This window comes from Celeribacter halophilus, assembly GCF_018860305.1.
In the GTDB taxonomy this organism is placed as follows: domain Bacteria; phylum Pseudomonadota; class Alphaproteobacteria; order Rhodobacterales; family Rhodobacteraceae; genus Celeribacter; species Celeribacter halophilus_A.
This window is the reverse complement of the sequence record NZ_JAHKPE010000029.1, coordinates 32,342-45,685: the sequence shown is the minus strand read 5'-3', so window position 1 is coordinate 45,685 and position 13,344 is coordinate 32,342. Positions and strand designations below refer to the sequence as shown.

The window sequence follows — 13,344 nt, the reverse complement described above, 5'->3', positions numbered from 1 at the left end:
CACCGCTTACCACTCGGTTAGCGTCTTGGAAACATCCCCAAGGTCCCGAGGAGGGGGCAAAGTGGCACATATCGACTATTATTTTTCTCTTCTGTCCCCTTTCACCTATCTCGCATCCGAAGGTTTTGCCGGTATCGCGCAAAAGCACGGTGCGAGCGTGCGTTACAAGCCGTTCGATATTCTGACGATGTTCGACCGGATCGGCGCTCCGCGTCCGGCGGAACGTTCCGAGTCGCGCAAGGTCTACCGCATGCAGGAGTTGAAGCGTTTCGCGGCCAAATCCGGCAAGCCGATGAAGTTTCAGCCGGCGTTCTGGCCGACCAATGTCGCGCCTGCCTCCTATGCGGTGATTGCCGCGCAGGAGGCCGGTGGCGGTGATCTTGACGGGTTGGTGTTCAGCTTGCTCAAAGCGGTCTGGGAAGAGGACCGCGACATCGCAGATGATGCCGTGATAACGGCGGGGCTCAAGGACAACGGTTTTGATCCGATGCTGTCGATGACAGGGATGCTCAAGGGCGCGGAGATCTATGCGAAAAATCTGGAAGAGGGGCTGAAAGCGGGCGTCTTCGGTGCGCCGTTCTTTATCGTCACGGACACGGATGAGCGGTTCTGGGGACAGGACCGGCTCGACATGCTGGACGCGCATCTCGGAACGCTTTGAGCCGCGCCATACGGAGTGACCAGTCTGCCTCCCTCGCAGTCAAATGCACGGGAGGAGCGTTTAGAGATCGCTCACGAATGCCGCGAGAAGCGCATCCACATCGGCCTCTGTGGTGGACCAGCTGGTCACGAACCGCGCCATGAGCGGGGTTTCAGGGTCTCCGATCAGCCCGGTGTCAGGCTCCGCAAGGTGATAGATGGCACCTAGCGCTTTGGCTTTCACATGCATGATGCGGGGCAGGCGGGCGAAGAGAAGGTTGCCGTCGACCTGATAGGGCAACTCGCCGCCGATTTCCGCGATCCCTTGCGCCAGCCGCGCGCCCATCGCATTGGCATGGGCGCCGAGTTCCAGCCAGAGATCATCTTCTAGCCACGCCAGAATCTGTGCCGAAACATAGCGGGCCTTCGACAGGTTGTGCCCGCCGCGCATCCGCTGGCTCTCGAAAGCCTCTTGATAGGCGGGATCAAACAGCACCGCGGCCTCGGCCCCCATTGCCCCTGTCTTTGTCGCCCCTAAGGAGAGCGTCGAAAGCTCGCGAGTCATTTCCCACGGGCTGGCTCCGCTTGCCGCCATGGCATTGGCAAAACGGGCACCGTCCAGATGCAGAGGAAGCTTCGCGGCGTCGGCGATCTGCGAAATGTCTTCGGGCCGATACAACTCGCCGAATTCGGTCAGATTGGTAATCGACACGGCCGCAGGCGGGCTGATGTGAATGTCTTCTGCGGCTTTACCCTTGCGGACCTCTAGACCAAGCTCCTGCGGGTCAAGGCGGCTGCCGCGTCCGGTCAGAGGCATGAGTTTCGCCCCGCCGGAGTAGAAGGGCACAGAATTGCGCTCGTCCACGTCGACATGTGCGCTCTGGTGGCAATAGATCGTTCCCCAAGGCGGGGTCATTGCGGCCAGTAGCGCTGCATTGGTGCCGGTGCCAGACATCATCGGATAGACCAGAGCGTCAGGGGCCTGAAACAGGTCGCGCAGCCGTTCTGTCAGCTCTGCGGTCCAACGGTCCTCGGCATAGGGCGCAGCATAGCCGTCATTGGCTTTGGCAAGCGCGTCCATGATTTTCGGATGCACGGTAGAGGTGTTGTCGGAGGCAAAAAACATCAGTTCGGCTCCTCGATGATATGGTCTTCCCACTCGTCTTCGGCCACCTCGAATTCGGGCACGGTGCGGCCACGGATCGAGACGCCTGCGGCATGGACGCTTTCGGGATCCCCCGTTAAAAGCGGGTGCCAGTCGGGGAGGGCGCGCCCCTGCCACAGCAACCGGTAGGCGCAGGTTGTGGGCATCCAGTAGGCGTGGGTTTCAATGTTCTGCGGGGTAAGCTGAATACATTCCGGCACCAGCTTTTTGCGGATTTGATACTGCCCGCACTGGCAAGACTGGTCGTCCAGAAGACGACAGGCCACGCGGGTCAGATAGACTTCGCCGGTGTCGGCATCTTCGATCTTGTTCAGGCAACATTTGCCGCAACCGTCACAGAGCGCTTCCCATTCCTCTTCCGACATCTTTGTCAGAGGGACTGTCTCCCAGAACCGCGAGCGATTGCTCATTCCACTGACCCGAGAATGTCGCGGGCCTGTGCGCAATCCTTGGTCATCTGTTCGATCAGCGGCTCAAGCCCGTTGAATGCAAGCTCGGGGCGGAGATATTCCACGAAGGCCACCGACAGATGTTCGTCATAGAGGCTGCCCTCGAAATCGAAAATAAAGGTTTCAAGACAGGGCAGATTGGCGCCAAAGGTCGGTTTGACGCCGAGCGAGGCGGCGCCTTGGTAGCTGCCTTTATGCGGGCCGGTCAGCACATCCACAAGCACGGCATACACCCCGAATTTCGGCGCGTGCAGCCCCTCGATCGACATATTCGCTGTGGGGAAGCCCAGGTCGCGGCCGCGTTTGTCACCATGCCCGACCATGCCTTCGATCCGGTGCCAGTGTCCGAGCATCTCGGCGGCCTTGCGCGGCTCGCCCTCGGCCAGTGCGGCGCGGATCGCGGAGGAGGAGGAAACGCCGCTGCCGGTTTCCAGAAGCTTTGCGACGGTGACGCCAAAGCCCATCTGTGCACCGAAACGTTTGAGGTCTTCGACATTGCCCGCACGCTTGGCCCCGAAACAGAAATCCGCCCCGACGACGATATGTTTAAGCCCCAGACCTTCCACAATAATTTCGCGCGCAAAGGCCTCCGGCGTCATTGCGGCAAGCTCTGCGTTGAAGGGCAGTTGGAATAGACATTCGACACCGAGTTTTTCCAGCCGGTTGGCTTTCGCTTCGGGGTTCATCAGGCGAAAGGGCGGTGCGCCGGGGGCGAAAAATTCGCGCGGATGCGGTTCGAATGTGACAATGCCAAGCGGGCCGTGGGCGCGGGCCAGATCAATGACATGCCGGTGACCACGATGCACACCATCGAAATTGCCGATGGCGGCGGAACAGCCCTTGGTCTCTTCGGGGATGTCGGTCCAGTGCGTGTAGGTCTGCATGGGGCTCCTCACGGGAGGCGCCCCCCGTGTCGTCAGTCGAATTTGCGGCTTGGTGCGAGGACCATGGCCTCGCCTTTCAGGACAACGGTATCGCCCACGGTGCAGCGACATTCAAGGGCCACGCGGCGTTTTGCGTGGATGATGTCGGTGACGGTCACTTCGGCCAGCACCGTATCGCCGGGGCGGACGGGGGCCAGAAACTTGAGCGTCTGCCCCATGTAGATCGTCCCGTGCCCCGGTAGCTGCTCGCCGATCACGGCGGAAATCAGGCCGGCGGTCAGCATGCCATGCGCGATGCGGCCTTCGAAAATCGTGTCTTCGGCATAGGAGTCGTCGAAATGCACAGGGTTGCGGTCCGTCGAGATCTCGCCAAAAAGCTCGATATCACGGTCGGTTACGGTCTTGCGCAAAGAGCGCGTCATGCCGATTTCGATGTCTTCGATGCAGATGGTTCCGCGGGGCTGATTGTCCAACATGCGCTCCGATTCCTTCCCAGTGTTGCGATGCAGCATAGGCCGGATTTAGCGAAGAAACAATATTGCGCGCAAGAAAATTTGTATGTTGGCGCAAAAATCGGAAATAAATTTCCCGACAATCCCGCCTTCATCCCGCCACACAAAGACCAGATTCCCGCGCCAAACCGCCTTTTCGCCCTGTCGGATAGGCGTCGGATAAGCGTCGGACTTTTGTCGGGCACCCTGGAGGGCCCGCCGTGTCCTAAAGTCATGCCCATAAAAAAGGCGCCAGATCACGTCCGGCGCCCGTTTCCTTTGCTGCCTGAAATACTCAGCGCAGGAAAGAGATTGCGGCTGTCGGGGAGAGGTTCTGTTCGGAGAGCCACCGCTTGAGTCGCTCGGGATCGGGGTTCACCGGATCGGGACCGAATTCCTTGGCCGCCAGACCGCCGGTGATGAAAAGCACATCCAGCCCCTCGCCAATGCCGCCCATCACATCCGTGCCGATGCCGTCGCCGATGCAGAGAATACGGTTGTCGTCAATCTGGCCCAGCTGCGCCAGACGGCGGCGGGCGAGATCGTAGATCGGCGGATGCGGCTTGCCGAAATAGAGGCTCTCGCCGCCCATCTCGGTATAAAGCGCGGCCAAGGCCCCCGCACACCATTCCCGCACCTCGCCACGGTCCACGACAATGTCGGGGTTGGCGCAGAGAAGCTTCAGCCCCTTCTGCTTGGCATAGAGGAATTGCGGACGGTAGACTTCGGGATCGGCCAGCGGGTCTTCGGGGCCGGAGCAAACGATGCCCTCGGCCTCTTCCAGCGGCACTTCGGTGATCTGAACGGCCTCGTCGGTGGCAAGGTCCATCGGCTGCATGAAGTCGTCTTTGAACTTGTCACCGATGTGATGCACCTTTTCGCCCACCACACCGAGATACATGGCCAGACGCGCGGAATCGCCGGAGGTGGCGATGGCGTCATAGGCGTCATCGGGCACGCCGAATTCCTTGATCTGCTGCGCGACCGAGCGCCACGGGCGAGGCGAGTTGGTCACAAGCACCACTTTCCCGCCACCGGCGCGATAGGTCTGCAAGGCAGCGCAGGCGTCGGGGAAGGCTTTGATCCCGTTGTGGACACAGCCCCACAGGTCGACAAAGAGCGCATCGTAATCGGTCGAAATCTCGGAGAGGGTCTGGATCAGGCGTGTCATGGGAGTCCGTGAGGTTGGAGTGGCTATGGCCTTTAGCTACCGTGCAAGGCGGAGAAATGAAAGCACAGCTTTGCGACGGGTGGAGGAGGGAAGGCCGGATTGGGCCTGTGCTTCGAGGCGCGTTCATCGGAGGCGTTCGGTGGAGGCGGTTTCGGGAGGCGTTCAGGGGGGTGTGCAAGAATTCCTGCTATTCAAATTCCCGTGTGCGCCCTAAAGGAGACGTATGACACGCACACCGATCCCCTTGTCCGAGACTCCGAACCTGCCGCGTTGGCGCAGGCCGGAGAGCCTGTTGTTCCTGATGGCCTTTGCCATGCCTGTGGCCTTTGCCACATGGAACGCCTTGTTGAACAACTTTGTGATCGAGGCGGCGGGGTTTACCGGTGTCGAGATCGGCTGGCTCCATACGGTGCGGGAGATTCCGGGCTTTCTGGCCATCGGGGTGATCGCGCTGATTATGGTGATCCGCGAGCAGGTGCTGGGCGTGGTGGCCTTGCTGCTCTTGGGGGTGGCGACGGCTGTGACCGCCTATTTCCCTTCTCTGGGCGGGATTTTGACCATCACCATGCTGTCCTCCATCGGGTTCCACTATTTCGAGACCGTGAACCAGTCGCTTCAGTTGCAATGGCTCTCGAAAGACCGTGCGCCCATCGTGATCGGGCGCTTGATGGCGGCGGGCTCTGCGGCCTCTCTGGTGGCTTACGGGGTGCTGGTGCTGACGTGGAAGAGTTTCGATCTGTCCTATGCGCTGGTCTATATGGTCTCCGGCGGGTTTACGGCTGTGGTGGCGGTGTTTGCGCTTGTGGCCTATCCGCAGTTCGAAGCCCCCAATCCGCAGTCCAAGAAGCTGGTGCTCAAGCGGCGCTATGGTCTCTATTATGCGCTTCAGTTCATGGCGGGGGCGCGGCGGCAGATTTTTGTGGTGTTCGCCGCGTTCATGATGGTCGAGAAATTCGGCTTTCAGGTGCATGAGATCACGGCGTTGTTCCTGATCAACTACATCGCCAATATGGTGATCGCGCCCTATATGGGCAAAGTGGTCTTTATCAAGGGCGAGCGCTTTGTGTTGATGTTGGAATATGCCGGACTGGTGCTGGTGTTTCTGGCCTATGGCGGCATTTACTGGCTGGGCTGGGGCGTGCTGGTGGCCGGAACGCTTTATGTGATCGACCATATGCTGTTCGGGCTGGCCTTTGCGCTCAAGACCTATTTCCAGAAGATTGCCGATCCCGAAGACATCGCGCCGACGGCGGCGGTGGCCTTTACCATCAACCATATCGCGGCGGTGTTCCTGCCTGCGCTTCTGGGCTATCTCTGGGTCGCCTCGCCGGGCGGTGTGTTCGCGCTGGCGGCGATCATGGCGATGGCGTCGCTTGGTTTGGCGGCGCTGATCCCGCGTCATCCGGTCAAGGGCAACGAGTGGCGGCTTTTGCCTTTGGTGCGCGACGTGCCTGTGGTGCAGGACCCCGCAGAGTAAGTTTGGTGATTTGCCAATTGCGTTCTATATTGGTCAGGCAATGCAATGACGGAGCCTGATCATGTTCTCTGCCCTGACGAAAAAACTCACGATGCCGATGCCTGACGAGGCTTTGCCCGGACGGGCGGAGGAAATCCCGACCGCCGAGGAGCATTTCGTCTTTCATGTTCCGCTCAAGGGCGACATTCCCGAGGGCTGCGAGGTGGCGGTTTTCGGGATGGGCTGTTTCTGGGGTGTTGAACGCATGTTCTGGCAGGTGCCGGGCGTGGTGAATACGGCGGCGGGCTATGCGGGGGGCTATACGCCCAACCCGACCTATGAAGAGGTTTGCACCGGCAAGACCGGCCATAACGAAGTGGTGCGGGTGGTATATGATCCCTCAAAGGTAAGCTATGAGGCGTTGCTCAAGGTGTTCTGGGAAGGGCACGACCCGACCCAGGGGATGCGCCAGGGCAATGATCGCGGCACGCAATATCGCTCCGGCATTTATTACAGTTCGGAGGCCCAACGCGCCGCAGCAGATGCCAGCCTTGCGGGCTACAATGTGCTGTTGCAGGACAAGGGGTTCGGTGCGATCACGACCGAGGTTCTGCCCGCAGGGGCGTTCTATTTTGCCGAAGCCGACCATCAGCAATATCTGGCCAAGAATCCGGCGGGCTATTGCGGGATTGGTGGCACGGGGGTGAGCTGTCCTGTGGGGCTTTCGATGAGCCGCCAGATGCAATGGAGCGACCCGACGGAGCGGCCTGCGTCGCAGGAATGAGCCTTTCGGGGGTTCCCGTGAGCTGATGTTTTGAAACGGGCCGCGCTTGAGTAAAGCGCGGCTTCGCTTTATGGCGGAGAAAAGCCCTTTCGGAGAACCAAGATGACCACCTTTACCGCTTTTACCAAGACCAAGGGCAAAGCCCCCGCCGAAGCCATCGGGGAGGCTTTGGAATTTCTCGATCCCGAACCCACTGGCGTGGGGGTGTTCGAGATCGAGGACGGTTCGGGACTGTGGGAAGTCGGGGCCTATTTCACCGAAGCGCCCGACGAGATCGCGCTGGCGCTTCTGGCGAAGGCCAATGATGCGCCGGATTTCGTGATTTCCGAACTGCCGGAAACCGACTGGGTCGCCAAGGTGCGCCGCGATCTGGCGCCTGTCGAGGCGGGGCGGTTCTTTGTCTACGGCTCGCATGACGCCGACAAGCTGCCCGCCGACAAGATCGGTCTGTTGATCGAGGCGGCGATGGCCTTTGGCACCGGACATCACGGCACGACGCTGGGCTGTCTCAAGGCGCTGGATCGTCTGCTGGCGGAGGGCAAGAGCTTTGACATGGTGGCCGACATCGGTTGCGGCACGGCGGTGCTGGCGATGGCGGCGGCGAAGATCTCCGACAAGACCGTCTATGCCTCCGATATCGACGAGGTGGCCGTCGAGGTCGCGCAATCGAATGTCGATGCCAATGACCTGACCGGTCGGGTCGTCTGTCTGGAAGCGGCGGGCTTTAACCATGAAACCCTTGCCGAAAAAGCGCCCTTCGATCTGGTCTTTGCCAATATCCTCAAAGGCCCGCTGGTGGCGCTGGCCCCCGATATGGCGCGCCATGTGGCTCCGGGCGGGCATGTGATTCTCTCGGGGATTCTCAATCCGCAGGCCGATGAGGTCGTCGAGGTTTATTCACGCTCCGGCTTCAATCTTGTGGATCGGCAGGAGATTGTTGACTGGACGACGCTGACTATGGCGCGGGAAGGCTGATTTTTCGACGAAATACCTCTGTTTCGCCCATCTTGCCTTGATCTCGCCACATTTCGCCGTAATCTCGTCATGGTCGGTGGGGGCCGATGTATGAGGAGGCTGCTATGGCTCAGGCCGGTTCGCAGCAATTGAATAAACGACTGACACGGATCGAGGCGCGCCGTCGTGCTTTGCGCCGTGGAGTGATTTATTCCGTTAATCATGACGGGCTGATCATTGCCCGTCCGCGTCGTCGCGGTCTGCGGCGGCCGATCCATTTGGTCTTTGTGGCTCTGGCGGGAATTATCCTGTTCAAAGCCGCGCTTTATGCTACACTCGGATCGTCCACATATGTGGCGCGTGTCGAGGATCTCGCGGCTGGCACCGCGATCGAGCGTGCAGGCGCTTGGGTGATGCAAGCCGACCAGTTGACGATCTGGTTGGCGCTCCAAGGTAAGATGCTTCTGAGTTAAATAGTTTCCGGTGCGACATTGGGCTGTTTCCCAATATGCCCTGTCGCACCATTCCACGTTCAGGCCCGCACCGTTCAACCGGTGCGGGCTTTTGCGTTGGCGGCTGTCGTGGCGTCGGTCGTGGTGTTGGCCTGTTTGTGGTCTGCGTCACTGTGCTGGCTAGGCCCGTAACGGGTCCGCAACGGACAAACTCCGCCGGACATGAGCCCCGCGCGTGAAACCCGTGCTTGGCAAATGTTCTTGTTTCGTGCTAACTCGATCCTAACGAATAAAAGAGCAGGTGAGAACATGCGTGTGATGGGCATCGACCCTGGGCTGCGCAATATGGGCTGGGGCATTATTGATGTCACCGGATCGCGCATAAGCCATGTGGCCAACGGCACCTGTCGTTCGGCGGCCTCTGATGAACTGGCCACGCGGCTTTTGTCGCTGTTCGACCAGCTGACAGAAATTGTCAAAACCTATGCGCCGGATTGTGCGGCGGTGGAGCAGACCTTTGTGAACAAGGATGCGGTGGCCACGCTGAAACTCGGACAGGCGCGTTCGGTGGCGTTGCTGGTGCCTGCGCGGGCGGGGATTCCCATCGGGGAATATGCGCCCAATGCGGTGAAAAAGACTGTTGTCGGTGTGGGGCACGCGGCCAAGCAACAGGTCGAGCATATGATCAAGCTGCAACTGCCCGGTGCAAAGCTCGAAGGGCCGGACGCGGTCGATGCGCTGGCCATCGCGATTACCCATTCCTACCATGCGCAATCCTCCTCGCGGCTGGCGGATGCGCTCAAGAAAGCAGCCTCATGATTGGCAAAATAACAGGTGTTATCGACTATATCGGCACGGATCATGTTCTGATCGACGTGCGTGGTGTCGGCTATATCGTCTATATTTCCGAACGCACGCGCATGGCGCTGCCGGGGCAGGGGGCACCGGTTGCGCTCTATACCGATCTGTTGGTGCGCGAAGACAATTTGCAGCTTTTCGGCTTTACCTCGCTTCTGGAGAAGGAGTGGTATCGTCTGCTCATCTCGGTGCAGGGCATCGGCTCGAAAGCGGCCATGGCGATTCTCGGCACTTTGGGGCCGGAGGCCACAGGCCGCGCGATTGCGCTGGGCGACTGGGCCGCGGTGAAGGCCGCACCGGGTGTCGGGCCGAAGATCGCGCAGCGCGTTGTGAACGAGTTGAAGGACAAGGCCCCCACGGTGATGTCTATGGGCGGCAGCCTCTCGGAAACGCTGGATGCGCCGGAGGCCGCCGACGTTGTGGAGGTGGACGCCCCCGCGCCCGCCGCGAAACCGGCCCGCAAAGCGCCCGCCAAGGCCAATGCCAGTGCCGAGGCCGAAGCCCTCTCGGCGCTTCAGAACCTTGGTTATTCGCCCTCTGATGCGGCGGGGGCTGTGGCACAGGCGGCGCAGGATGCGCCGGAGGCGGCGACCTCTGATCTGATCCGCGCCGCGCTGAAACTTCTGGCTCCGAAAGGGTAGATGAATGGACGCGCCCGATCCCACCCTGCGCCCTGACCGCCAGCCGGAGGACACCGACCGCGCCCTGCGTCCGCAGGTCTTGGAGGAATTCATCGGCCAGCAAGAGGCGCGTGCCAACCTGCGCGTGTTCATCGAAAGTGCCAAGATGCGCGGCGAGGCGATGGACCACGTTCTGTTTCACGGCCCGCCGGGTCTCGGGAAAACCACGCTGGCGCAGATCATGGCGCGTGAACTGGGCGTGAATTTCAAGATGACCTCGGGGCCGGTTCTGGCCAAAGCGGGAGATCTGGCGGCGATTCTGACCAATCTCGAAGCCCGCGACGTGTTGTTCATCGACGAGATTCACCGGATGAATCCGGTGGTCGAAGAGGTGCTCTATCCGGCGATGGAGGATTTCGAGCTTGATCTGGTGATCGGTGAAGGCCCTGCCGCGCGCACCGTGCGGATCGAGTTGCAGCCTTTTACCCTTGTGGGCGCGACCACGCGGCTGGGGCTTTTGACCACGCCTTTGCGCGACCGTTTCGGCATCCCGACGCGGCTTCAGTTCTACACGACCGAGGAATTGCACGAGATCGTCACTCGTGGCGCACGGTTGCTGGGGATCCCGACCGATCCTGACGGGGCCTACGAGATCGCCAAACGCGCCCGCGGCACGCCCCGGATTGCGGGGCGGCTTTTGCGGCGGGTGGTGGATTTTGCTGTGGTCGAGGGCGACGGGCGGATTTCCAAACCTCTGGCCGATGGGGCTCTGACGCGCTTGGGGGTGGACCTTCTGGGTCTTGACGGTGCGGACCGGCGCTACCTGTCGATGATCGCGGAGAATTATGGCGGTGGGCCGGTCGGTGTGGAGACGCTGGCGGCGGCGCTGTCGGAGAGCCGCGATGCCATCGAGGATGTGATCGAGCCGTATCTGTTGCAACAGGGTCTTATCCAGCGCACCCCGCGCGGGCGGATGCTGTCGCAAAAGACATGGACGCATCTCGGGCTTGAGGCGCCGAAAGCGCCGGATCAGTCGGACCTGTTCGGCAAGTAAGCGCGGAGGGTAAGGCGCTGGTCGGGGGGCGGAAAACTCCGTCCGGATCAGCCCAGAAGGTGCCCCATCTGCGCCACCGCAAGTCGGTAGCCGTTCACGCCGAACCCCGCCATGACCGCATCGGCCCGCATCGAGACATAGGAGTGATGGCGGAAGGCCTCGCGCTTGTGGACCTGCGAGATATGCACCTCGATCACCGGTCCCTCAAATGTGTTGAGCGCATCCAGAATGGCCACGGAGGTGTGGGTATAGGCCGCCGGATTGATGACGATGCCGGCCGCCTTTTCACGCGCCTCGTGGATCAGGTCGATGATCTCGCCTTCGTGGTTCGACTGGGCAAAGACAATGTCGAGATCATGGATTGCGGCCTCGGCGGCGCAGAGCGATTCGACATCTTCGAGCGTGTCCTTGCCGTAAATCTCCGGCTGGCGCTTGCCCAGCAGGTTCAGGTTGGGGCCGTTCAGGATGTAGATGGTCTTGCTCATAGCTGTCTCCGGGCCGCGTGCCGCATGTCTGTTTTGCGGCCAAGCTACGCGGGGCAGGGGTTGTCGCGCAAGCCACCCTGTTGCAAAAGGAGGCCTTGAGACGCGATGAGACGCGAGAGGGCCACATGAGCGACATCACACCGGAACGTATCGAGCAGTTTTTCACCCGATCAAATGGCGATTATGTCTTTGCCCGCTGGGGGCGTCCCGTTGCGCCTGTGGTGTTCGGGGTGGAGGAAGAGACCCTTGTGACGGTGAAATCCGCCATTGAGGCCTGTGTCGCCATCGCGGGGCACCGGATCGAGGAGATGGACCCCGAACTGGGGACGAACCTGATGGTGTTCTTCCTGTCCGATTGGGCGGAGCTTCTCGATGTGCCGCATATGGGGGATCTGATTCCCGAACTGGAAAGTCGCGTCGCCACGCTGCAAGACCGGAACGCGCATCAATACCGCGCCTTCCGTTTCGATGATGCCGGTGCGATCAAGGCGTGTTTCAGCTTTGTGCGCATGGGCGGTGCGATGGACGAGGTGCCCGCCGAGGTGATCGCGCTGTCGCAGGCGGTGCAGGCGATGCTGCTGTGGTCCGACAAGGAATTCACGCAAGACAGCCCGCTGGCCCAGACGGTCGAGGGCACGGTGGTGCGCCCCGATGTGGCCAATGTGCTGCGTGCGGCCTATGATCCTGTGCTGCCCGATGCGGCGCGTGATGCCGCCCATGCGCTCAGGCTCTATGCGCGGGTGGTTGCGGGGTGAGCGGCTATGCGGGCCTTTGTCGGACTGCCTCTGCCGGATGATCTGACCGACCGGCTTGAGGCGCTGGCTGCGCCGCTGCGGTTCGGGCGTGCGGTGCCTGCGGAAAATATGCATGTCACGCTGGCCTTTCTGGATGACCGGCCCGAAGACCTTCTGGCCGAGTTGCACGAGGAACTGGCCTCCCTCTCCCTGCCTGCGCCGGAGATTGCGGTGGCGGGGCTGGATGTCTTCGGCGGCGGCAAACCGCGCCTGCTCTTTGCCTCTGTGACACAAGGCGAGGCCCTGACCGCGCTGCGCAACAAGGTGCGTCAGGCGGCACGGGCGGTGGGGATCGACCTGCCACATGAACGCTTTCGCCCGCATATCTCCCTGCGCCGGTTCCATCGCCTTCGCGCGGGGGAGCAGCAGGAACTGGACCATCTGATCGCGGCGCAGGGGGCTTTTGCATGGCCCGCCTTCCAGCCGCCGGAATTTGCCATGATCGGGTCCACCCTGACGCCGGAAGGCGCGCAATACGACACGCTTGCGACCTATCCGCTCGGGTGATGACCCCTGCGGCCCCGCGCCCGAGCTGCGGAAAATTGAGCGCCGGAAAATCCGGTTCAGCTTTTTCCCGAAAGGCACTAGGGTTGCGCACAGAGCAACAGAGGTGCGTGGCAGATGACCCATAAATTTCCCGTCCATGTCTATTACGAAGACACCGACCTTGCAGGCATTGTCTATTACGCGAATTACCTCAAATTCATCGAACGCGCGCGCACGGAATGGGTGCGGGATCTGGGCGTGGATCAGGTGAAGCTCAAAGAGGACGAGGGCGTGGTCTTTGCCGTGCGCCGTGTCGAGGCGGACTATCTCACCCCCGCCAGATTCGATGATGATCTGGTGGTCGAAACCGCGCTGGAAGCGATGACAGGCGTGCGGATCGTGCTGACCCAAGAGGTCAAACGCGGCGAGGACCTGCTTTTTTCGGCGCAGGTGACGCTTGTGGCGCTCACCCCGACCGGCCATCCGGCGCGGCTTCCGGCGGTTCTCCGCCGAAATCTGCACTGAAATCTCCGCGAAATCGCCCAAAATCCGATAATTTCACGAAACTCTCGCATCTTCGTGTTGGCGAGGGCCCTGTGGAT

At 61.1% G+C, this 13,344-nt stretch carries 17 protein-coding genes; 11 read left to right on the top strand and 6 right to left on the bottom strand.

Going from position 1 to position 13,344, the window contains the following annotated elements:
- Window positions 1–61: 61 nt before the first annotated feature.
- Window positions 62–661, top strand: a complete 600-nt coding sequence (locus KO492_RS10850) for a 2-hydroxychromene-2-carboxylate isomerase (protein WP_216044972.1) — start codon at window positions 62–64, stop codon at window positions 659–661.
- Between the two features lie 60 nt (window positions 662–721).
- On the opposite strand, the gene KO492_RS10845 is transcribed toward KO492_RS10850, so the two are convergent.
- The 5 genes from KO492_RS10845 to KO492_RS10825 all read right to left on the bottom strand — a co-directional run bounded on the left by KO492_RS10845 (window position 722) and on the right by KO492_RS10825 (window position 4,799).
- Window positions 722–1,765, bottom strand: a complete 1,044-nt coding sequence (locus KO492_RS10845) for a threonine aldolase family protein (protein ID WP_216044971.1) — start codon at window positions 1,763–1,765, stop codon at window positions 722–724.
- On the bottom strand, window positions 1,765–2,214 hold the full coding sequence (locus KO492_RS10840) for a YcgN family cysteine cluster protein (RefSeq protein WP_216044970.1): 450 nt from the start codon (window positions 2,212–2,214) through the stop codon (window positions 1,765–1,767). The genes KO492_RS10845 and KO492_RS10840 overlap by 1 nt, the downstream gene beginning before the upstream one ends.
- Window positions 2,211–3,137 (bottom strand): bifunctional riboflavin kinase/FAD synthetase, encoded by a 927-nt coding sequence (locus tag KO492_RS10835; RefSeq protein ID WP_216044969.1) that lies wholly within the window; start codon window positions 3,135–3,137, stop codon window positions 2,211–2,213. Before KO492_RS10835 ends, KO492_RS10840 begins: the two co-directional genes overlap by 4 nt.
- A 32-nt stretch (window positions 3,138–3,169) precedes the next feature.
- Window positions 3,170–3,613 (bottom strand): MaoC family dehydratase, encoded by a 444-nt coding sequence (locus KO492_RS10830; RefSeq protein WP_066607227.1) that lies wholly within the window; start codon window positions 3,611–3,613, stop codon window positions 3,170–3,172.
- A gap of 310 nt (window positions 3,614–3,923) precedes the next feature.
- Complete coding sequence (locus KO492_RS10825; RefSeq protein ID WP_216044968.1) at window positions 3,924–4,799, bottom strand: TIGR01459 family HAD-type hydrolase; 876 nt, start codon at window positions 4,797–4,799, stop codon at window positions 3,924–3,926.
- Window positions 4,800–5,022: 223 nt separating this feature from the next.
- Between KO492_RS10825 and KO492_RS10820 the strand changes: the two genes are divergently transcribed.
- The 7 genes from KO492_RS10820 to ruvB all read left to right on the top strand — a co-directional run bounded on the left by KO492_RS10820 (window position 5,023) and on the right by ruvB (window position 10,977).
- Window positions 5,023–6,276: an MFS transporter gene (locus KO492_RS10820; protein ID WP_216044967.1), complete on the top strand. Its 1,254-nt coding sequence runs from the start codon at window positions 5,023–5,025 to the stop codon at window positions 6,274–6,276.
- A gap of 61 nt (window positions 6,277–6,337) precedes the next feature.
- The gene (gene msrA, locus KO492_RS10815; RefSeq protein WP_216044966.1) at window positions 6,338–7,039 is read left to right on the top strand and encodes a peptide-methionine (S)-S-oxide reductase MsrA; all 702 of its coding nucleotides are present in this window, start codon (window positions 6,338–6,340) and stop codon (window positions 7,037–7,039) included.
- A 102-nt stretch (window positions 7,040–7,141) separates the two neighbouring features.
- On the top strand, window positions 7,142–8,014 hold the full coding sequence (locus tag KO492_RS10810; RefSeq protein WP_216044965.1) for a 50S ribosomal protein L11 methyltransferase: 873 nt from the start codon (window positions 7,142–7,144) through the stop codon (window positions 8,012–8,014).
- Between the two features lie 104 nt (window positions 8,015–8,118).
- Window positions 8,119–8,466, top strand: a complete 348-nt coding sequence (locus KO492_RS10805) for a hypothetical protein (RefSeq protein ID WP_216044964.1) — start codon at window positions 8,119–8,121, stop codon at window positions 8,464–8,466.
- 288 nt (window positions 8,467–8,754) lie between these two features.
- On the top strand, window positions 8,755–9,264 hold the full coding sequence (gene ruvC / locus KO492_RS10800; RefSeq protein WP_216044963.1) for a crossover junction endodeoxyribonuclease RuvC: 510 nt from the start codon (window positions 8,755–8,757) through the stop codon (window positions 9,262–9,264).
- Entirely contained in the window at window positions 9,261–9,944 is a 684-nt protein-coding gene (ruvA, locus tag KO492_RS10795) for a Holliday junction branch migration protein RuvA (RefSeq protein WP_216044962.1), read from the top strand. The genes ruvC and ruvA overlap by 4 nt, the downstream gene beginning before the upstream one ends.
- 4 nt (window positions 9,945–9,948) lie before the next feature.
- Window positions 9,949–10,977, top strand: a complete 1,029-nt coding sequence (ruvB, locus tag KO492_RS10790) for a Holliday junction branch migration DNA helicase RuvB (RefSeq protein ID WP_216044961.1) — start codon at window positions 9,949–9,951, stop codon at window positions 10,975–10,977.
- A 47-nt stretch (window positions 10,978–11,024) separates the two neighbouring features.
- Here ruvB and aroQ read toward each other — a convergent pair whose 3' ends face one another.
- On the bottom strand, window positions 11,025–11,462 hold the full coding sequence (aroQ, locus tag KO492_RS10785; RefSeq protein WP_216044960.1) for a type II 3-dehydroquinate dehydratase: 438 nt from the start codon (window positions 11,460–11,462) through the stop codon (window positions 11,025–11,027).
- 125 nt (window positions 11,463–11,587) lie between these two features.
- On the opposite strand from aroQ, the gene KO492_RS10780 reads away from it, so the two are divergent.
- The 3 genes from KO492_RS10780 to ybgC all read left to right on the top strand — a co-directional run bounded on the left by KO492_RS10780 (window position 11,588) and on the right by ybgC (window position 13,267).
- Complete coding sequence (locus KO492_RS10780; protein WP_216044959.1) at window positions 11,588–12,217, top strand: hypothetical protein; 630 nt, start codon at window positions 11,588–11,590, stop codon at window positions 12,215–12,217.
- 6 nt (window positions 12,218–12,223) lie between these two features.
- Window positions 12,224–12,763, top strand: a complete 540-nt coding sequence (thpR, locus tag KO492_RS10775; protein ID WP_216044958.1) for an RNA 2',3'-cyclic phosphodiesterase — start codon at window positions 12,224–12,226, stop codon at window positions 12,761–12,763.
- A 114-nt stretch (window positions 12,764–12,877) separates the two neighbouring features.
- The gene (gene ybgC, locus KO492_RS10770) at window positions 12,878–13,267 is read left to right on the top strand and encodes a tol-pal system-associated acyl-CoA thioesterase (protein ID WP_066607267.1); all 390 of its coding nucleotides are present in this window, start codon (window positions 12,878–12,880) and stop codon (window positions 13,265–13,267) included.
- The last annotated feature ends 77 nt before the right edge of the window (window positions 13,268–13,344 follow it).